At 46.4% G+C, this 20760-nt stretch carries 17 protein-coding genes; 1 reads left to right on the top strand and 16 read right to left on the bottom strand.

The features are described 5' to 3' along the window. Nucleotides 1-160 precede the first annotated feature (160 nt). From POREN0001_RS09165 to POREN0001_RS08330, 13 genes are all read right to left on the bottom strand, one after another. On the bottom strand, nt 161-730 hold the full coding sequence (locus POREN0001_RS09165) for a hypothetical protein (RefSeq protein WP_004335085.1): 570 nt from the start codon (nt 728-730) through the stop codon (nt 161-163). Nucleotides 731-778: 48 nt separating this feature from the next. Next, nucleotides 779-1333, bottom strand: a complete 555-nt coding sequence (rfbC, locus tag POREN0001_RS08385) for a dTDP-4-dehydrorhamnose 3,5-epimerase (RefSeq protein WP_040581610.1) — start codon at nt 1331-1333, stop codon at nt 779-781. 44 nt (nt 1334-1377) lie between these two features. Continuing rightward, nucleotides 1378-3453: a PorE family type IX secretion system protein gene (porE, locus tag POREN0001_RS08380; protein ID WP_004335134.1), complete on the bottom strand. Its 2076-nt coding sequence runs from the start codon at nt 3451-3453 to the stop codon at nt 1378-1380. Next, the gene (locus POREN0001_RS08375) at nt 3408-4019 is read right to left on the bottom strand and encodes a 7-carboxy-7-deazaguanine synthase QueE (RefSeq protein ID WP_040581574.1); all 612 of its coding nucleotides are present in this window, start codon (nt 4017-4019) and stop codon (nt 3408-3410) included. Before POREN0001_RS08375 ends, porE begins: the two co-directional genes overlap by 46 nt. Continuing rightward, nucleotides 4013-4474 (bottom strand): 6-pyruvoyl trahydropterin synthase family protein, encoded by a 462-nt coding sequence (locus tag POREN0001_RS08370; protein WP_004335140.1) that lies wholly within the window; start codon nt 4472-4474, stop codon nt 4013-4015. The genes POREN0001_RS08375 and POREN0001_RS08370 overlap by 7 nt, the downstream gene beginning before the upstream one ends. Nucleotides 4475-4701: 227 nt before the next feature. Further along, nucleotides 4702-5652, bottom strand: coding sequence for a hypothetical protein (locus tag POREN0001_RS08365; protein WP_004335188.1), 951 nt, complete (start codon nt 5650-5652; stop codon nt 4702-4704). A gap of 20 nt (nt 5653-5672) precedes the next feature. Further along, nucleotides 5673-6356: a hypothetical protein gene (locus POREN0001_RS08360; RefSeq protein WP_004335034.1), complete on the bottom strand. Its 684-nt coding sequence runs from the start codon at nt 6354-6356 to the stop codon at nt 5673-5675. Nucleotides 6357-6383: 27 nt separating this feature from the next. Next, nucleotides 6384-8774, bottom strand: coding sequence for a TonB-dependent receptor (locus POREN0001_RS08355; RefSeq protein ID WP_004335120.1), 2391 nt, complete (start codon nt 8772-8774; stop codon nt 6384-6386). Nucleotides 8775-8944: 170 nt separating this feature from the next. Further along, nucleotides 8945-9658, bottom strand: coding sequence for a ComF family protein (locus POREN0001_RS08350; protein ID WP_004335021.1), 714 nt, complete (start codon nt 9656-9658; stop codon nt 8945-8947). A 9-nt stretch (nt 9659-9667) separates the two neighbouring features. Further along, the gene (locus POREN0001_RS08345; protein ID WP_004335108.1) at nt 9668-10120 is read right to left on the bottom strand and encodes a regulatory protein RecX; all 453 of its coding nucleotides are present in this window, start codon (nt 10118-10120) and stop codon (nt 9668-9670) included. Further along, on the bottom strand, nt 10117-10998 hold the full coding sequence (gene prmC, locus POREN0001_RS08340) for a peptide chain release factor N(5)-glutamine methyltransferase (protein ID WP_040581570.1): 882 nt from the start codon (nt 10996-10998) through the stop codon (nt 10117-10119). The genes POREN0001_RS08345 and prmC overlap by 4 nt, the downstream gene beginning before the upstream one ends. Further along, nucleotides 10998-11720, bottom strand: a complete 723-nt coding sequence (locus POREN0001_RS08335) for a glycosyltransferase family 2 protein (RefSeq protein ID WP_004335160.1) — start codon at nt 11718-11720, stop codon at nt 10998-11000. The genes prmC and POREN0001_RS08335 overlap by 1 nt, the downstream gene beginning before the upstream one ends. Before the next feature lie 147 nt (nt 11721-11867). Beyond that, entirely contained in the window at nt 11868-13889 is a 2022-nt protein-coding gene (locus POREN0001_RS08330) for a hypothetical protein (protein WP_147286682.1), read from the bottom strand. A gap of 571 nt (nt 13890-14460) precedes the next feature. On the opposite strand from POREN0001_RS08330, the gene POREN0001_RS08325 reads away from it, so the two are divergent. Continuing rightward, nucleotides 14461-16740, top strand: coding sequence for a TonB-dependent receptor (locus POREN0001_RS08325; protein ID WP_052296716.1), 2280 nt, complete (start codon nt 14461-14463; stop codon nt 16738-16740). Nucleotides 16741-16906: 166 nt separating this feature from the next. Here POREN0001_RS08325 and POREN0001_RS08320 read toward each other — a convergent pair whose 3' ends face one another. The 3 genes from POREN0001_RS08320 to POREN0001_RS08310 all read right to left on the bottom strand — a co-directional run bounded on the left by POREN0001_RS08320 (nt 16907) and on the right by POREN0001_RS08310 (nt 20739). Further along, the gene (locus POREN0001_RS08320) at nt 16907-18490 is read right to left on the bottom strand and encodes a peptide chain release factor 3 (protein ID WP_004335004.1); all 1584 of its coding nucleotides are present in this window, start codon (nt 18488-18490) and stop codon (nt 16907-16909) included. Between the two features lie 23 nt (nt 18491-18513). After that, on the bottom strand, nt 18514-20082 hold the full coding sequence (gene rny, locus POREN0001_RS08315; protein WP_375378842.1) for a ribonuclease Y: 1569 nt from the start codon (nt 20080-20082) through the stop codon (nt 18514-18516). Nucleotides 20083-20355: 273 nt separating this feature from the next. Beyond that, complete coding sequence (locus tag POREN0001_RS08310; protein WP_004335086.1) at nt 20356-20739, bottom strand: hypothetical protein; 384 nt, start codon at nt 20737-20739, stop codon at nt 20356-20358. Nucleotides 20740-20760: the final 21 nt, after the last annotated feature.

The raw sequence follows: 20760 nt of genomic DNA, 5'->3' as shown, positions 1-20760 counted from the left end.
GGCTTTTATTCTATTCCAGCAAAATTCTCCACCAGCCTTAAAACGTTAAACTTAGTTACATTCCTATTCTACAAAAACTTACGCCCAATCTTTTTCCACAAGAGACCTCATATATTCTTCAATAAGCTCTAGATAGAGATCAATTAGAGAGCTAAAAGTCCTACTTAACACGTAATATATACTCCCCTAGCTCGGGAGCATTCACGCTGTAGTTCTGCTCAACTTGCAGCGCTGGATGTTGCAAGATTTGAGGCCGAACAAGCAAAATATCCCCTACATGGATGATATTTAAGTAGGACATTCGCTCTACAGCCTTGCGGATCATGGGCTCCGTCACCTCCAGATCCCATTCTCCCCACTCAAGATGATAGCTTGGTTGCAACCCTCCTTCGTCTAAAAAGCAATCTTCGATTATTCCAGCAGCTGCATACTCAAAAGCCACAGCCTCACTCCATGGCTGCCGAGCGGCAATAAGGTCGCAAAGACGATTGTGATGCACAATATCAAACCCAACCCCTAGCCCATTGATGTAACGATGTGAGAAGCGAGAGGCGACCTCGCGACCTGTTCTACCGATTCGCACAAGCAACGAGGGATAAGCCACATAACACTCTTCGGGCGAGGTGTTAGGCAGAAACAAGGGATATCCTTTGCGGATGAGCGCCTCCCCTTTATAGTAATAATGTAGGAGTTGCTCCCTACCATCAAAAACGAACTGATATATTTTCATTTGGCGTCGAGCCTAAGAAGAAAGAAAAGAGAACCAATAGGGAAACATCTAACCCCTAAGATATTGCTGCAAACTAGAGCCTGCCAAATCTTTGGGAGAAAGGATTAACTGCTCTCTAGGCACTCCATATTGTAGCCAATCAACCCCAATCTCAGGCTCAAAGGGATAAAGATGACATTCGTCTTGAGGGGAATAACCATTATCTACCTTGTAAGAAAAAATAGCTTCGTCGCTCACCACAAGATAACCATGGGCAAAGCCCCGAGGAATGTAAAGCTGCTGCTTGGTTGTACCAGAGAGACGAACGGCGACATGACGACCGAAGGTTGGACTCTGCAACCGAAGGTCTACGGCTACATCTATCACCTCCCCATGGATGCAACGCACGAGTTTTGCTTGGGCAGCCGAGCCATGTTGCAGGTGTAGTCCTCGCAGTACCCCTCGGGTAGAAAAAGACTCATTTTCTTGAATAAAGGGACAAGGCGAGACCTTCTCGGCAAACTCAGGGAAACGTAAAACTTCGGTAAAAGAGCCACGCTCATCTCCAAAAACCTGAGGCGTGAGGAGCCAAACTCCTGGAATTTCTAATTCTTTGTATTGTATCATTTCCAACTAATAGACTTAAAAGAGAGCAAGCGCGGATGGATTTATTCCTCGGGAGTAACTTTAGGGGTATTCTCTTCCCCCACCTCATCCGTAGACTCCGAGGCTCCCTCCACTCGATCTATAACAATAAATTCTGTGCGTCTATTTAGGGCATCTGCTATTTTCTTATCCTCTTCACTAAGGGCAGTAACGAATGCTTCGTCAAGTATCGTACCTTCGGGGAATTGGGGGTAAAGGACATGAAGGGCTGAAGATATCACTCTAGGACGTGACTTCCCATATCCCTTGGGTTGCAACTGATCGGCTGGAATCCCTTTCCCCTTTAAATAATCCACTACAGCTCGCGCACGCCTATCACTAAGACCTAAATTGTAGGCATCGGATCCCACACGATCAGCATGAGACGAAAGCTCAACCACGACCTCAGGATTATCTTGTAGTATCTTGGCAATCTGATCTAGAGCAACCTTGCTCTCCGGCAATAAATCTGCACTATCGAAGGCATAGAATATGTCTTGGAACACTTCGCTCACTACAGAGGAAGCAAGTGTAAAATCAATGGCATAAACGGCATCTTCGGTAGCAACATCACTCTCAAAAGAAGAATAGGCACGTAAGTATTTATCGGCGCCTGCTAAGAGAACATAACGCGTCCCCCCCCCTATATCTAATGAGTAGTAGCCATCGGCGTGGGTAGTAGCCACAAGAGGAGTCTCGGGATTCGTCTCACTTACAACACGTACAAATGCCCCTGCAATAGGATTCCCCTCGCGGTCTGAAACAAAACCCTCCAGAATCGTAAGAATAGCAGGTTGGGTAAAAGACCAAAGATGTGGACGCCCCCATGCATCCTGACGAGAAGAGGAAAAATAACCTTCGCTCGTATTATTCTTATCCGGCTTAGGGTTAAGGGTCATGGCATAATCATCCTGGGGAGAATTAAGAGGCGCGCCAAGATGTTCGCAAAGCCACTCCCCCGATGACTGCAACGTGGCCCGGTAGAGATCGTATCCTCCTAGGCCGGGATGACCATCTGAAGCAAAATAGAGCGTACTATCCCCCACAGCAAAAGGAGAGATTTCATTACCGGGAGTATTGATCGCTCCTCCTATATTGGTAGGTACAGCACTCCCGATCTCTTCTACGTTGATGTAATAAATATCTTTACCTCCATACCCTCCCTCACTCACAAAGTAGAGTTTCTCTCCCGAAACCGAGAGGGCTGGATGAGCCGCCATACGCAACGTATCGCTCCAGATCTCCAATTCTTTGCCTGCACTCCATCCTCCTTCTCCACTTTTTGAGGACTTATAGATTTTGGCAGTTCTGTCGTAAAGATCGCTATACTCCGCCATCGTATAATAAAGGGTGTTACCATCGGGAGAAACAGCAGGCATCCCTTCGTCATTAGAGGTATTGATACCTCCGGAGATACTATCGGGGCGAGACCATCGTCCTTGGGCATCTTGGTGGATATAGTAGAGGTCATTAGGCTTCTCCCCCGTGATGGCACTGTTCTCTATCTCAGGGTTTTTGTTACGAGCCGAAGAATAAATAAAAGCACTCCCATCGGGCAAAAAAGCCCCTCCAAAATCACTTCGAGACGAATTCAAGTTGCGTGCCAAACGCACTTGATAGTGAGAAGGATTGGAACGCAAAGCGTCTATTTGCAGGCAACACTCTCTCCCCAAATTGGCAAAGTAATCATTGGGATAAAGAGCACAAAAGGCCTCGTAATCTACAAGCGCATCCCGAGTGCGCCCTAGGCGTTGCTCCATCTCCGCAAGTCGCAAAAGCACAATGGAATCCGGATACTGATAAGAGCGCGCCGAAATATAAAAGGATTTGGCCCTCTGCGCATTGCGTGCCAAACGATAATTTTCTGCGGCACGAAAAGCAAAAAACGCCTTTTTCTCTTTGTCTTTGCGAGTCTGCTTGCGATAGAGCTCACGGTACATCTCGGCAGCCTCTCCGTAACGCCCCGCCTTGTGTGCATACTCCGCATCACGTATTTTACGCGCTGCACACCCCCCAAGCAAGAGCAAGAAAAAGAAAGCCCCAACAAGAAGAGCTACTGAATACCAATGATTTTGTGGAGTTGTATGCTTAGACGCCATGTAGGGTGTTGCTTGATATACTCAATACACTCTTCCAACGCATGAGGAGGTTGCAATATTGCTTCTCCCGGTTCGTAAATAGGACTTAAGCAGTAGGTGCGTGCCGGCGGAAGGCTCTCTATTGCAGGTGGTAATGGAGCTGATGCTCCAAAGGGGAAACGCCACTCATCCACACCATGGGGAAAATTCTCCCACAAATGAGGAAAGGACTCGGGCTTGGCACTGCACGTGATGTAGTCAATTCCACGAGGTACAGGGCGTGTACCATTGGTTTCAATGCTCTGTCTATACCCCTTTTGATGGAAAAATCCGACCACCTCTTCGGTAAGATGCAGGGTAGGCTCCCCCCCTGTCCAAAGGATATTATGCGTGGGGAAAGAGGCAAGCTCTGCAACAATTGCCTCCAACGACATTGGGGTAAAAGAAGAAAAATCCGTATCGCAATAGCTGCAACGAAGGTTACAACTACTCAAACGTATAAATACCATCGGAAGCCCCACTTGTGCCCCCTCCCCTTGTAGGGAATAGAATATCTCGTTTACAGGAAGTTCGAGATGGTCTAGCATGGCAATAGGCGGTAAGACGCACGGCACTTGGCGGTCTCTTCTACAGTACAGGCCACCAGAGTAACACCCGTACCCTCCAAATTGTGGGGAGCGACCTCCTCCACCAAATAACGAGCCATCGCCTCCGCCGTTGGATTGAAAGGAACTATCACCAAATCCTCGGGGGCAATCTCCTTCAATTGAGGTAGAAGAGGATCTTCTTGCCAAAGCATCATTTTATGATCCCAAGCCTCCTCTACCCAGAGACAAAGGCGTTCTTTGATCACACCAAAGTCTATCACACGCCCCAAGGCGTCTAGCTCAGGAGCTGTACAAACAAAGTGGATACGATAGTTATGCCCATGTAGATGGCGGCACTTGCTCTCGTGCCCTACAACGCGATGCCCCATGCTGATATCGTGGTATCGCTCGGCTGTGAGGAGACTCGGTCGGTTTTTATTCTCGTTCATCTTCATTGTTCTGTACGTAAAGGTACTACATTCCTCGTTAGTACTCTACACAACCCTATCCCCCATCCTGTAAACAGGACTAGGAAGAGGGAGAAGAAATGGCCACGATCCGAGCCTTTCGACCTCCCATTCAGTGGAGAGAAAAAGCCCCCTTTACCCTAGAGAGCGGTATGAAAAACGACTCCAAGGTAAAGGGGCTCAATATAGACGATTAAGTATGGAAACGAAAGAGATTACATGTAATACTTCTCAGCCCCCTCTCCCTCTATAGGCACATCCCACGATTCTTTATAGAGATCCTCTATATCCTCTCTGGACATTTCGTACTCGGCAGCGAGGTCATTAAGATATTCTTCCAACGTTTTAGGATCATCAGAGGGGCGCTTTGTCACCACTCGAATGGGGATTGTTAGCTCAAAAACAGAGAGTGCAGAAAAAGCTTCCTCCCAAGCATACGCAGAGCGGAAAGAGCCATTAGGTCTCTTCTTTTTAGGGGTTGCAAAGCGCACCATACGGAGGTGAAGATCGTAAGAGAGATGCTTATCACGAAGTCCGATAAAAGGGTTACTCTCCTCGAGAGTCTCCGGATCATCGAAATACCCCTTTAGCCCCAACTGCTTACGAGAGAGCTTTACCTCATAGTTTTCACCAGGGGGGCTATACCCAAACATTCGATCTTCTGGATGAGTATCGCGATACACAAACTTCGCCCCCACCTTTTCGAAAGTTGTATTCACTAGAGGCCCCTCAACCTTACTCCCTGGGGTGTATTTACGGATATTGTCTACCGTGATGAAGAGTTGGAATAGATCCTCAGCCCCCTCCTTCACAAACATATTATTGACACGCTTACCCTCCTTATCGTAGCAAGTAAGCTCCAGAGACCAAATCACGTTCGACTTCCAACGGACAGGGTTGTTCCCTCCGGCTATACTATACCCTTTGCCATCAGCATTGAGTTTGAAATCTACCTTTTGCACCCCCTTGTCGGGGAAACCAATATTGAGATAGGAAGGATCCCCATGGAACTCAGCCCCATGCAAGTGACCACAATGCATCTCAATGCTGATCTTATCGGGCAAAACAAAGCTCGACATATTGGGCTTAGGATCGTTGCTACAACTAGAGAACCCTAGAGAGAAAGCTACCGACAATAAAAGAGTCGCAAAAACAGATCTCCTCATATTGCGTTTCTATCACTTAGTTATTGTAGGTCTATTGGAATGTACAACTCAAGATCGCGTGTACCCATAGTGCGAGCAGGTTGATCGAAGGGATAAAAAGAGTTTGTTGTTCGGTTAATCTTTGTCGAGGGAGGCAATACATGTACCAATACCACATTCAAGAAAAAGTGATCCAGAGTGGCATTGGGATGTACATAGAAGGCACCCTCTAGCCCAATCGGGTTACGCTTCCCCTCAAGTTGCAGCGTCTCTGCATACTTATAGGTGATAGCACTTGGTATGGTGCGATAGGTTTTCTTGGCTTCGTCTTTAAGCTCTCGACTTATAAAAAAGAACTGATGTAGAGCCGCCTGCTCTGGGGTAATGTATTGAGCATTGATATCAGAGCCGGAGGCATTACGCAGCACAATTTCTAAGTGATACCATTGACCTCGCTTTAGTGCAAGAGGTGTGTGATTTGCTTTTTCATTGGAGAAGCTCCATGTAGAAGAGGAGCCCTTATTCGTAATCTTATCCACAAAGAGGGCTGTTGTATCTGCCACTTCACAAGGGGTAAAGATAAAATCGGTACTATAGGGTACCTCATGCCCACGCTCTTTTGCCTGATTTATCGGCTTTTCCGGGGTAATTTTTCCACAAGAACTAAGGGAAAACAGGAGCACAAATAGGGCAGTAGCGAAAGTTGTACAGAGCAGTTTTTTCATTGTCGTATATCTATTTGTTTTGTTATTCTAGAAGTAGTAACCTAGGATAAGTTGCACATCTCGCCCCTTCTCATGGGCAAAGTAGCGAAACCTATTCGTGTACTCTTTGTAGAGCGCGTTAAGCAGATTCTCCGCACGCAACGATACCTTCCACGATCTACCTTGACTCATAGTGTGGGTATACTCTGCCGATGCTCCCAGCAAATGATAGGCATCTGGCGTCGTGGGTAAAAAGTCTATTGAGGGGTCAAACCTCCGCTGCTTTGTGACAAAAACCCAATCCAACCCAAACGAGAATTGGTTGTGGGGGAAGAGATTATGGCTCTTCCATTGGATAGACTGGCGGTAGCGATCGGAAGGGATATAGGGTAAATATCCCCCGGTTTTGCGTTCTATAGCGCGAATCCACTGCCCTTCGAAAGTGTATTCCCAACCCTTGAATGGGTGCACCCTCAGTTGTACATCCCCACCCCAAAAGCGAGCATCTACTTGCCGATAGCGGAAGATGGGAAAGACCCCGGCTACCAACTCTTTCACGGCAATGCCTCCCGTATTGGGGTCGTGCTCGGGGCTTGCAAAAATATAGTTGCCAATGGATTGCAAAAAAGCGGTTGCAGAGGCATGTATCCAAGAGTTGACATAGCGAAGTTCGTTATTCCACTTCCAAGAAGCCTCGGGCTGCAGAGTAGCATCCCCCTCCTCATACGCTGCCGCTCCGTGATGCAAACCTTTGCTGTAGAGCTCATTGACATCAGGGGCTCTCCAAGCCAAACCAAGATTGGAAGAAAAGGTAACTCCCTCTAGAGGACGTACAAGACCCGAGAGCGAAAACGACGGACTATTGTAGTGATGCTCCCCTCCATACTCCTCGCCCGAGAGCCCATAGCCTAGGGCATTGAGGTACTTATAATCGTAACGCACCCCAAGAGCAACCTCGTAACGGGGACGTACCCATTTGCTAATACCATATCCCCCAAATGTAAGACCGGCGTAGTTGGGGATAAGGGGCACCGTACCGGTATTGGTCGTTTTATTCTGCTGCAATTGGGCACTAGAACCAACAACAAAACGCAAGGGTTGCTCTTTAGAAGATTCCCAAATGGCTTGTGCTCCATGACTTGCTAGTAGAAGCCCCAAAGCAGGTTTATGCGCCAGGGAGCCGACACGTATCTCAAACTCCTGCCGATCATCGTTCTGAAAGTCATATTGCATCCGCAATAGACCTCCCTGCTTTAGCTTGTACACCCCCGATAGGCGCATAAGCCAATGCTGTACCTCTTGCTTGGGAGCTGCAATTTTATAGCTACGAGGGGCGAAGACTTGAGGCTCTCCCAACTCAAATCGCTCCAAGAGATCTTCGAGGGTACCTATATGCGAACCCGTAAAAATACCGAGTTGAGAAGAATAGTAACTCACGAATAAATCCGTAGAAAAACGAGGACGATCAACGCCAAGCACCCCCGTAAAGCTACCTTCTCTAGCTCCTGTATTATTAAGTACATACTTCGCAGTTTCGTAATCTCCGGCTACCGAATAGGCGGCTTGCGTGCGCCAGGTCAATCCCCGAAGAGCCTCTACGCTCCCCGAGAGATCTCCATTAACCTCAGCCCCACGGTCGTTAGATGTTGCCGAGAGAGAGAGTCGCCCCTTGAGAGGCTCTCCCCATTTGGGCAGAGGAGCTGTCTCCAGTAGAATAACCCCTCCTATGGCTCCTGCTCCATAGCGAATAGACTCAGCCCCCTTGATTACTTCAACACTCGTTGCCGTAGAGATATCCACTTCAGGAGCATGGTCGGCTCCCCATTGCTGCCCTTCTTGCCGTACTCCATTATTTATAAGGAGGATACGACTACTGTGCATACCCTGTATTACGGGCTTCATAATGGTAGCACCACTGCTGATACTACTCATCCCCGGCACCTCCTGCAAGACCTTTGCAAGGGAGCTCTTGGCCTCACTACGCAAAGCATTCTCCCCGAGGCGTACCGCAATGGTAGTGGACTCGCTACGCGGTTTATCGCCCACGACTACCACTTCATCAAGCCGTACAGGGACGAGATGTAAGTGTAGACCTTTGGCTTTTGGCTTAACGATGCTCTTATACTCATTGTACCCAACCATGCGAACAAGCACCTCGCAACGCTCCTTTTGAGGGAAGGGAAAATCGACTTTTCCCTCGCCATCTGTGAGGGCTCGTTGCCCCTCTAGCTGCACCAAAGCCCCGGGGATAGGTTCTTCACTCCCCTCCTCCACTACTACGACGGTAAAAGATGGGTTTTTATCCCCTCTTTGCGCCCACAACAGAGAGGGAGCGGAGAGAAAGAGAAGAGTAAAGAGGTGAAAGCGAGACTTCCCAAAAAACGAATTGGGAATAGAGATAAGGCTCTTTGCTATAGAGAATATCCTGATAAATTCCATCCTATGGTTTACCCTGTTTTATCGGCTTAACTTCAACTAACTTGAACAAAGTCCAACTCAAAAGCAAGTGCAAAGATAGAATTTTATTTCGGACTTAGTCCAATCTTACCTATAAAAATCAAAGGGACTTTTGCGATGACCAGCCAAGTTTTAGCTGAAAAAGGGAAGGGCTATTCATCCACGGCGAGTACAAGAGCCGTCAGGCTCTCGGGAGCTGTGAGAGCCAATGTGTCTGCAGCCGCCACTAAGGTTGCTCCCGTAGTAAGCACATCATCAACGAGCAGAAGGCGGCTCCCCTCCGCCGGCACATCGCGCGACAGGGAGAATGCCCCTACCATTGAGCGCAAGCGATCCTCACGCCCCAGCATTGTTTGGCTGTGCCTCCCATTCCGTATAAGTGTCTCTTTTGCAACAGGTATTCCACTTGCCATACTCACCCCTCGGGCTATAGCTTCGGCTTGATTGTAACCCCTCAGGGCTTCTCTTTTGGGATGCGTAGCAATAGGAATCAATAGGTCGTAACGCGCTGGAGAAAGGGCAAAACGATGAGCTAAAACACGCCCAAGGGTAATCCCAAGGGCTCTATTTCTTTGGTATTTGATACTATGTACCACCTCCTGCACCGCGTTGTTACGACTGAATTGGTAGCCGGCTAGGAGTTGATCAAAAGGGAAAACTCCTCCTTCTAATCGGTCGGCAGCATGTAATAATTTATCGTGATAGAGAGGGAGCGAGAGGAGGCAATCCGGACAAATTCCCTCCATCTCGGGAGCAAGAAGATGATGGCACACCGGGCAGTACTGGGGATAAAGGATCTCCAAACAAGCCTTGAGATAGGTCTGCCAACGCCTAGGAGGTACATAACGATAGGTACGGATAGACACAGCTCTTGACTAAAACTCTTTGAGGATAGAGAGTATCTCATCGAGATCAAACCCCCGATTCATTGCCCAAGTAATTACTTTGCGTTGTATTTCATCCGGAGTAGGATCGTTGAGCGAAAGTAGCTTTTTGGTAAGCATCTCTCTCAGAAGGCGCGGAGCATCCTCCTCATCCATTACCTCTCGCACGATACGCTCCACAGCAGCCTCGGGCAAGTCTCTCTGTAATAACTCTTGCTTAATTTTGAAGGGGCCCCACCCCGAGAAGCGCAACTTATCGGAGGCAAAAGCATGAATAAAACGCTCTTCGTTGATAAAGTTATCGGCTTTGAGTTTTTCGATAATAAAGCTATGATCTTCGGCATCAATGCCATGACGCCAAAGCCATTGTGCTACTTCTGCGGGGCAACGTTCTGCACTAGAGCAATAAGAAGAGACCTTGCGGTATAGATTTTCTGGAGTCATTTGGGAGTAAGCGTAGCAGTGAGAAATCTCGATTTTCCCGAGAGATCGGGCAAAAGACTTGCTGAGAGAATATGGGGAGCTTCTGCGAAGATAGCAAGAGTATCCTCTGCAAGAAGAGCATTTAACTCTAGGTAAATATGGGCAGATGATTGCATAGGAAGCCGTGCTGCCAGTTGGCATATCGCCCGATAGAAAAGCAGAGGATCTGCCTCCGGAGCAAAGAGGGCAAGGTGCGGCTCATGCTCCAAGACATGAGGCTCCATAGTCACAGCCTCGGAAAGCTGGATGTAGGGAGGATTGCTGACGATAATATCCAAAGGAGGGAGAGACGAAGCCCAAGAGCCCACTTCGAGCATATCCCCACGCAAGAGTTGGGGAGTAGAAGAACCTAAGCCTGATCGGTCAAAATTTCTCCGAGCTATGGTGGCAGCTTGATCGCTTTTCTCCAGAGCAAACACCTCGGATTGAGGCAACCTCTGTGCTAGATACAAAGCAATGCAACCGCTCCCCGTACCCAAATCGAGAATGCGCACCCCCTTCTGTCCCTTATGTCGCTCTACGATGGTGGAACAAAGCTCCTCCGTCTCAGGCCGAGGGATCAGCACCCCTGGAGCAACAAAGAGATCGAGCGGACCAAAAGGGGCATGACCCAAAATGTATTGAATAGGTTCATGGTGCAATAGACGCCTTACAGCCTCCCAACATTGCCCCTCCTGCCCTTCGTCCAAAGGTCTCTCCGACGCCATAAGAAGCTGGGTACGAGACAAGTGCAAAATTTCTTCTAGAAGAATACGGACAAGCGAGCGCGCCTCCTCCCGAGTGTAAAGAGAAGAAAGTCGAGAAAGGGCTTCAGTCTGAATCGAACCTACCGTGTGCATCAACGTTTACGAATAAAGAGGAACGAAATGTGCGCCAACAAAGTAGGGAGGAGCCCAAAATGGCGGCGCATAATAGCAAAACGCTCCCGAAGCGAACGCCAATGCTTCTGATTGGAGAGGCCTCCTGCTAGGTAATCGACCAAAATAGTTTGAACCTGCCGATTCTCGTGCGAACGCTCAAGCATCCGTAAACACCAGTCGTAGTCGGAACTCAATGTATAGGTAAGGTCGTAGGGAAGAGCGATACGACGAGCCACCACAAAGGCTTGATGGCAAACCAACATACCCCGTAAGAAGTCTTTTTTCCGAAGATTATGAGGGGGGCGTAGGCGTCGAAGCCCCAGCTCTTTCCGCTCTTCGTCCACAATCATAGTATCTCCATAGACAATATCGGGTGCACTCCCCTGCTCTATTGCCTCTACAACTTCTTGCACCGTAGTCTCCCGACGCAGAGAATCCCCGGCATTGAGGAACCAAATATAGTCCCCTGTTGCCCTACAAATCCCCTTATTCATAGCATCGTACAAGCCTCTATCTGGCTCACTCGTGATAAGAGCCTCAGGGCATATTGAACGCACCAAGTCTAAAGAATTGTCGCGCGATGCCCCATCCACCACGATGTACTCAATATGAGGATAGGTCTGCCGAGCCACACTCTCAAGCGTGGGCAATAGCGTACTCTCTGCATTGTAACAGATCGTAATAAGGGAGATCTTAATCATACATTACACTAACGTACATTCCCTACCGGCTATTGTGAATAAGGACAAGAAGGAGGCTATTCTCTTGATAGGAAAAGAAAAAGGACCACAACCTCACACTCGGGGGGAGGTCGTAGTCCTATGGGATAAAAGGAGATGGGGACTACACTAGCGCACCAACACCTTGCGAGTAGTATTACCTACCTCTACTATGTAAGAAGAAGAGGGAAGAGCAAAAGTAGCATACCCAGCCACTTCGGTAGCGTGTAGACAAACGCCATCAAGCGAGAAGATGCATACCCGAGTGGGCGTATCAACTGTGAGATGAACTTTGCCCGAAGTAGCCCAGATCTTGGCAGAGGAAGCCTCAACCTCGTCTACACTAACACCCTTAACACCGATAATCACGGGAGTTGTAATGGCAGCTCCATTGAGCACAAGGCGGTCGCCCTCCATCTTTGCCCCCTCGGGAGAGAGGATGGCACAATCTTCGAATGTAACAGAAGAGCACTTATTTATAGCTCCCTTTGCACCCAAGATTTTAACCTTGGCCTTTTTGAAAACAAGACTACCCGGGTAGGACAAAAGCCCGGTAATAGCATTATCGTCACTCTCAAGATCCACATCAACACCTTCTTCTATCGTAAGAGTGGCTCCGCTCAAAGCAATGGCAGCACTACCTGTTTTCACTTTGAGGGTTCCCTGCCCTTTGATGAGGGCATTGGTAGAAAATGCCAAACCAAAGTAGGGAGTCTCAATCGTATTGGTACCGTTAACTACAATAGTAATATCCGCTAATTTGCTAGCAGCATTGATACCGGACTCTCCGGCAATTGTTTTAAAAGAGAAATTGTTAAGCGTGAGAATCCGCTTTTCTACATCATAGCGAACAGAACCATCCCCAAAGAGGTCTTCGTAATTTTCGCTCGTAAGCGTCTTTCCTCCTACAAAGAGGTAGTCAATAGTTTTGTCTATCAATACTTTTTCCTTGCAGATAGCCCCATTGAGATAAATAACTCCCTTATCTACCTTAGCACCCTTGGGAGTATGGATATGGCACCCCTCGAATGCGACTTCGCCAAAACCGGATAAAGAGGCTGTACTCCCCTGTAGCTCTACCTTTGCATTCACAAATGACAATTTATTCTTATCGCCTAGGAATCCATATACCCCCTCTGCAACAATAGACGTTCCCTTCACGGTCAAACCCTTGGTTGCCTTAAGGCCTGCTTGCTCCTTAGACTTAACGTTAAGAGAACCTTCTCCCCTTATTTCCACATCAGCCTCAAGTAGGATAGCATCGCTAGACGTAGCACTCAATGTATTCGCCCCCTCTAGAGAAATATACAAATCCGACTTCACCTCAAGAGCAGGCTTATCCCCACCCTCTAAGGTAGCATTGCGCAGGAAAAGAGTCTTCGTCTCCGCAGAGTAAGAAACAGAGCCATCACCCAGTATATCGGAAGCATTGCTAGCATTTACTTTTACACCCTTTACAGTAATATCATAGTCCACACTCACCTTTTCTATCACGACTTGTTCCGTGCACACCTCTTCACCAAGGACAACAAATCCTTCTACAATCTTAGCATTGGCCGGTGCTGTAATCACACAATCTTCGAGTTTAATATCCTTCAAGTCTGAGATTGAGCCCTTTTCTCCTTTAGCCTTTAAAGTAGAGGCTTTAACTAGAAGAATTTCGGAGAGCCCCATATCTCCCGTAATACCCCAAGCTCCCTTCACATCTACGGTACAGCCTCCTTCTATAGTCAGATTAGAATTATCTAGAAAAATAGCAACTGCAGCAGAAGCGTCATAAGAGAGGGAGCCACTACCCTTAATCGTATTGTTAGGGCTGGCCAAGTCAAAGCGTCCTCCCTTTGAAGTAATCACATTATCCCCCTTTAATTCTATTGTAAAATTACTAAGGTCAGAGGAGGTTTCAATAGGATTTGTCGTATCATCAATTGCCAGATTAACCCCATCAAGGGTAAGAGTGTGACTCTCTACATCATAACTGATTTTACCAGTTCCTTTGCCAATCTCTTTCATAAGATCGGCAGCATTAGCACTGGTTACTTCTACGCCTGCAACAGTCACTCCAAGCGACTCCTGCGCCCAAATGGAAGTAGTTCCCATTGCTGTAAAAGCCACAATGGTCGCTAAAAGAAAGACAAATCGTCTCTTCATAACAAAGTAAATCTCTTTCATTTCTAATCTATTTTTAGTTTTCAAATTCAAATATTTCTCCCTAAAACAATACCCTCAAGAGACCTCTAATCTGGGGACATCGATACATTATAACATCCTAACAGCGTGAGGATTTATTTTTCACACCCCCCATCCGAGGCTCAAGAAGGTTTGTACTCTGAGCGCAATATTACGAAAATAATTTCAAATACACGCCGAAAAAGAAGAAAACATAGTCTATTATTCTGCCCCGATGAGGGTAAGAAAAAAGAAAGGTCTTCCGTTTTACAGGGTCAACCTAATTTGATTGGAGCCAAAGAATTTACGTCACTATCACACAAAAGGAGGCTCTACACCATTTTAATCCTTGAGGCAAATCCAAAAGATTAATGGGGACGCTATAGAAAATACCAAAGAGTCAAGAACGATATTACACACAACTTCTTTACTATAAGTTTTTTGGGGAAACGAACACGAAAGGAGTAATTCAAAGAGAACAAGAAGAGAAATCAGTGTATTAAATGAGATTGTTTAATACCTTTATACCATTGATGAAGAAAAGTATTGTACAATGAAAAGAGAAGTAATGTTATTGCTTTCTGTTATGCTATCTATGCTAACGGCTTTTGCACAAGAACATGTCGGAGGAATGGTTAGTGGTCAGGTTAAATCCACCTCAGGGGAAGAACTTATCAATGCCATTATTACATTTAAGAATCTCCAAGATTCAACGAAAATTTATCCTACGATATGTGATGTACAAGGGCGTTACCATCAGGAATTACCTTATGGCGAATACTCATATGTTATTTCTTATATTGAGGGAAATTATACCCCCGAAAAGAATAGGGTTTTGGTAAATAAATCGAATACAGAAATACCGGAGATAAATATCAAACTTAAAGATAAAGAGCTGAATGAGGTTGTTGTAACGGCTAAACGCCCCTTTGTTTCATACAATGGTAGTGTCGCTCGATATAATCTATCCGCAAATCCGGCATCCATCGGAGGAAACATTTTGGATGGTGTAAAGTTGATACCAGGGGTACAAATACAAGAAAGTGGAGGGCTGTCTATTTTTGGGTTCTATAACTTAACAGTGGCTGTTAATCGTCAGGTGCTCAGATTATCAAATGAAGAGATACAAGCATATCTTGCATCCTTGAGTGTGACGGACGTAGAAGCGGTGGTGATTATTCGCCATCCGGGACCGGAATATGGTATGCGAGGAGATGCCATTTTGAACATCATCACAAAGAAAAAGCCAAATGAAGGAACCAATACTTTTATTTCTATGGATGCTATCTATAGAAAGCTGCTATCCGAAAATGCACGTATAAGAATCAACTATAACAAGAAGAATTGGAGGAATTATGTATCCTATCATTTTTTTAACACACGCCATCAAGAGACTCTTACAACCTCCATTGGAGCGGATACAACAACGACCAATCCTTATAGAGGACATAGTCTTCAAACAGGATTCGAATGGCAAGTATCGCCCAAACAACTGATTGAAGCAAGGGGGCATTTATCTCTTTCTAAAGAGAATATTGACTACAATCACACGAATAGAATTGATATGAATCGAAAAGTAGCTACTTTGAATTTGTATCATACCTTGTCTGAGAAGAATTGGGATTGGAAAAACTATGCAGATTACACATTTAGTAGTAATGGTCGGAATTACTTTTACGGCAATACAAATAATAACTCATTACAAGATAGATTCCATTATCTCCGCATAGCCTCCGACGTTGTCTATTGGCCTACTCCGACATTGGGAGTTCTAATCGGAGGAAGTCAAAATAACATGTGGTTTGTAACTAAATCGCCAATGGAGACAGATCTCCTGAACAATGCTTATAACGAAAGTAACACTTCCGCCTATCTTACTGTACGTTATCGTAATGGGAGCATTGATACATATGGCGGTGTCCAATTCAATTATGATCAACGGAAAGGTATTGCTCAAGAAAGAATAAGTCACTTTGATAATACACATCATTGGCAACCCTATTTCAATTTTGCTTATGATATATCACGCAATCACCGAATATCCACCTCGTTACAGACCTACTACCGACGCCCTTCTTTCCGAGATTTGATGCCCTACGCCTCCTATTCCGGATTCTTACACAGATTGGGAAATCCCAAACTCAAGAATAGTACGAGGTATAATCTTTCCCTCAATTACGCCTACATGAAAGCTGCTACATTAGAAATAAATCTATCTAATGAAAAGTATCCAATAATCGAATACCTAACACCATATAATGGAGGTTATGCCCTAACTAAAACAAATCTAGATTATAGTCGGTATCTACGAATTGTAGCAGGAGCTCCAATCCCAATTATCTACAAAGAAGATGGATTGCAATGGATAGCATCTACTTACCTTGCTTATCATGTACAACAAGACAAAGGGGACATAAATGCCCTAGATTACAATCGCACATTCACTGCTTATTACGCACAACACAAACAATCATTAAATCTTCCATCTCAGTGGTATTTTGATGCTCAAATTACCTACTATAGCCCTCTCTTTTTAGGAGTATATAAAACCGAGAAACAGTGGTGGATAAACTTTTCCATTAGTAAACGTATCCAAAACTGGAAGTTCTCTCTCAATGGATATGATATACTGAACACTAATCTAGCCAAAGGTGAAATAGTAGGTATGGAAAATCTTATTTCATTTGTCCAAAACTGGCATAGCCCTAAAATCACTTTTGGTATAAGTTGCACTTTGGGTAACAAGAGTCTCAAAACGTCCGATCGTAAAAATATAAATAGCGAATCTCGTCTTAGCCAATCTGCCAATGAGGGGATGAACTTACAACAATAGATGAAGGTCACGGACTATTGCATATAGAAAAGATATGATGATATAGGATAGCTTCCGACAAAACACAGCCCATTATTCTATCCCGATGAGGGTAAGAAAAAAAAGCGTTACCCCAAAAATAGAGTAACGCTACCTAATTTTCTGAAAACTCTAGGCCTAGCTCGTCCTAAAATTCACTTGTAAAATGGAACTTGATCTCGGGGAAGTCTTGTTGAGCCATCTGCAATACATAACCGGAGTCCGCCAAGAAAACGTCTCGTCCCTCTCTATCGTACGCCATGTACTGTGCCTTACGTTTTTTGAAGTTGGCAAGCACTGCGGCATCACTACTCTCTATCCAACATGCCTTATACAAGTGGATAGGCTCCCAGCGACACTCTGCACCATACTCATGCAAGAGGCGATACTTGATCACTTCGAACTGAAGCTGCCCCACCGTACCAATGATGCGACGACCATTAAACTGATTGATAAAGAGTTGCGCAACCCCCTCGCCCATCAACTGATCCACACCCTTGATAAGCTGTTTCTGCTTCATGGGATCGGCATTCTCAATGTACTGGAAAAGCTCCGGAGAGAAACTCGGCAACCCTCGGAAGTGCAGAGACTCACCCTCTGTCAGCGTATCACCAATCTTAAAGTTACCGGTATCGGGCAATCCTACAATATCTCCGGCATAGGCATCATCCACAATTTCTTTCTTCTGAGCCATAAAAGCGGTAGGGGAAGAAAAGCGGAATTGCTTATCGAGACGGATGTGACGATAGTATTTATTGCGTTCAAAACGCCCCGAACAAACCTTGACAAAAGCGATACAGCTGCGGTGATTGGGATCCATATTGGCATGGATCTTGAAGACAAATCCGGAGAAAGGCTCCTCACGAGGCTCCACAATGCGCTCTTCTGCCTCTGTGGGTTGTGGCGATGGCGCAATGCGCACAAAACAATCGAGCAACTCTCTAATACCAAAGTTATTGAGGGCAGAACCAAAGAAAACGGGAGCCAATAGACCCGACAAATACTCCTCCGAAGAGAACTCGGGGTAGACACCCTGAACCAATTCAAGTTCATTACGAAGTTGGTCGGCAGAAGCCTTTCCGATGTACCCCTCTACCTCAGGAGTAGATATATCTTTGATTGAGTGGATATCGTCAGAGACATGCTGCTTGTCGCTTTTGAAAAGACAAAGCTCTTGGGAAAACAGGTTATATACCCCTTGGAAACGCTCTCCCATACCAATGGGCCAGCTCATGGGGCAAACATGAATCCCCAACTCTTCTTCCACCTCATCCAGCAACTCAAAAGCATCTCTCCCCTCACGGTCTAACTTATTGATAAAGACAATAACGGGCGTGTGCCGCATGCGACAGACCTCCATTAGTCTACGCGTCTGCTTCTCTACCCCTTTGGCACTATCAATTACGATAATAACGCTATCTACGGCCGTAAGGGTACGGAAAGTATCTTCCGCAAAATCCTCGTGCCCCGGGGTGTCTAAGATATTTATCTTATAGTCTCCGTATTGGAAGCCCATCACTGAGGTTGCGACAGAGATCCCACGTTGCCGCTCAATCTCCATCCAGTCACTAGTGGCCGTTTTGCGGATTTTATTGCTTTTGACAGCGCCTGCTACATGGATCGCCCCCCCGAAGAGAAGGAGTTTCTCTGTGAGGGTTGTCTTACCCGCGTCCGGGTGCGAAATAATGGCAAACGTACGCCGCTTGTCAATCTCTTGCTCGAAGGAAGACATATAATTCCTAGGCTCTCTCGTTGTTACTTTGCGATGCTCACAGAGCGCGTCTCACGTATTACAGTTATCTTCACCTGCCCTGGGTAGGTCATTTCATCCTGTATCTTACGTGCTATCTCGTTACTGAGTTGCTCAATGTCTTTGTCACTAGTCTTATCAGCCCCCACAATTACACGCAATTCGCGACCGGCTTGAATGGCATAAGTTTTAACCACTCCGGGATAGGAGAGCGCGAGCTGCTCAAGGTCATTAAGACGCTTGATATACGCCTCAACGATTTCCCTACGAGCACCAGGGCGAGCACCACTAATAGCGTCACAAACCTGTACGATAGGAGCCAGTAGAGAAGTCATCTCCACTTCGTCGTGGTGAGCTCCTACGGCATTAAAGATCTCGGGTTTTTCCTTATACTTTTCGCAGAGCTTCATCCCTAGGATAGCGTGCGATAGTTCGGGTTCGTCGTCGGGTACTTTACCAATATCGTGGAGTAGACCTGCACGCTTCGCCTTCTTGGGGTTAAGCCCTAGCTCGCTTGCCATGATGGCACAGAGGTTGGCAGTCTCACGAGAGTGCTGCAACAAATTCTGACCATAGGAAGAGCGATATTTCATCTTCCCAATAAGGCGTACCAACTCGGGATGAATCCCGTGTACCCCGAGGTCAATTACGGTACGTTTGCCCGTCTCGATAATTTCCTCTTCTACCTGCTTACGCACCTTAGCCACCACCTCTTCGATGCGGGCTGGGTGGATACGTCCATCTTGTACCAGCTGGTGCAAAGCAAGGCGTGCTATCTCACGACGTACGGGGTCGAAGCCCGAGAGCACAATCGCTTCCGGGGTATCATCCACAATAATCTCAATACCCGTAGCTGCCTCAAGAGCGCGAATATTACGTCCTTCACGACCAATAATTCGCCCCTTTATTTCGTCATTATCGATATGGAATACACTTACAGAGTTTTCGATAGCTGTCTCTGTAGCTACCCTCTGGATAGACTGTACAACGATGCGTTTTGCCTCCTTATTGGCAGTCATCTTAGCCTCTTCTACAATCTCATTAACGTATGCCGTAGCCTCGTCTTGCGCCTCGGCACGCATAGTCTCGATGAGTTGTTCCTTAGCTTCAGTAGCACTAAGCCCTCCGATATGCTCCAACTGGTTGCGTTGCTGAGCAATAAGCTCGTTCAATTCTTCTTGACGATGCTCTACTACATCCTGCTGAGCAGTAAGCATCTCGCGCACAGCATCTAGCTCGCCATTCTTCTTCTCCAGCTCACACTGACGCTCATTGAGGTCCTCCTCACGGCGCTTTAGCTTGGTATGGCGGCTATCAAATGCACTATTTCGCTGCTTCGTCTCACGCTCCAGTTCCTCCTTCAAACCTTGGAACTTTTGCTTGAGCTCTTTCATTTTTTCCTTCTCTAGAGCATCCGCTTCTCGCCTTGCATCTTTGCGAAGACGCTCTATTTCTCTCTTTGCTTCGGCCAACTTTGCCTTGTAGAGGTTGTCTGCCTTACGGCGAATCAATAGCCAACCTACTACAGATCCTACAACGAGGAGGGCAATGGCTCCAATTACATATCCCATAATCTGTCTCTCTTTGTCCTAACCCGAAAAAGGGACTCTTTCCCTCTTAGCAAGCCAGTTTGTTTACTTTGCCTCCATGACTTTTCTTCTCCAAAAGAAGAGAGGCGCATGATTTCCTCACCCTACAACAGAGAAAATCTCCCTCTGTGAAGGACACTCCAACTTAACACAAAGACTATCGGATATTGGGATAAAAAGAATAGAAGCACTCGCCTAAGGCACAATTAGGAGCTATTTACTCCGCATCCCCTTAGCAAGATCCTCCCCTCTGCACTACTAGAGTGAAGGCAAATCGTCTACGAGGGTTTTGTACTGCTCCAAGAGCGTCTCGGCGTCAGTACACAACCTAGCCAAGGACTTTTCTGTATCAGAGTGATCGGCTCGTTGGGTCGTAATATCCAACAAATAAGCGGTCTCCAACAACGCCATAAGACGCGGTTGCTCCGTGATCTGCTCCATACTCCCTCCATAGAGACGACGATAATGAAGAATACGATCCGTAGCAAAGTCAGCAGCTCTGCGGTATCCACCATCTTGAGAGACAGGGATTCTTTTGAGATTAAGCTCTACACTATCTACGATAATCCTCGCCTTCATCATCGGTTCAGACTCTGTAGCCGCACTCGATCTCTTACGCTGCACAATAGGTTTTTGAGACATACTTTTTCCCTTTTATGTGTA

Source organism: Porphyromonas endodontalis ATCC 35406 (assembly GCF_000174815.1).
GTDB lineage: Bacteria > Bacteroidota > Bacteroidia > Bacteroidales > Porphyromonadaceae > Porphyromonas > Porphyromonas endodontalis.
This window is presented reverse-complemented; position numbering and strand designations above follow the sequence as displayed.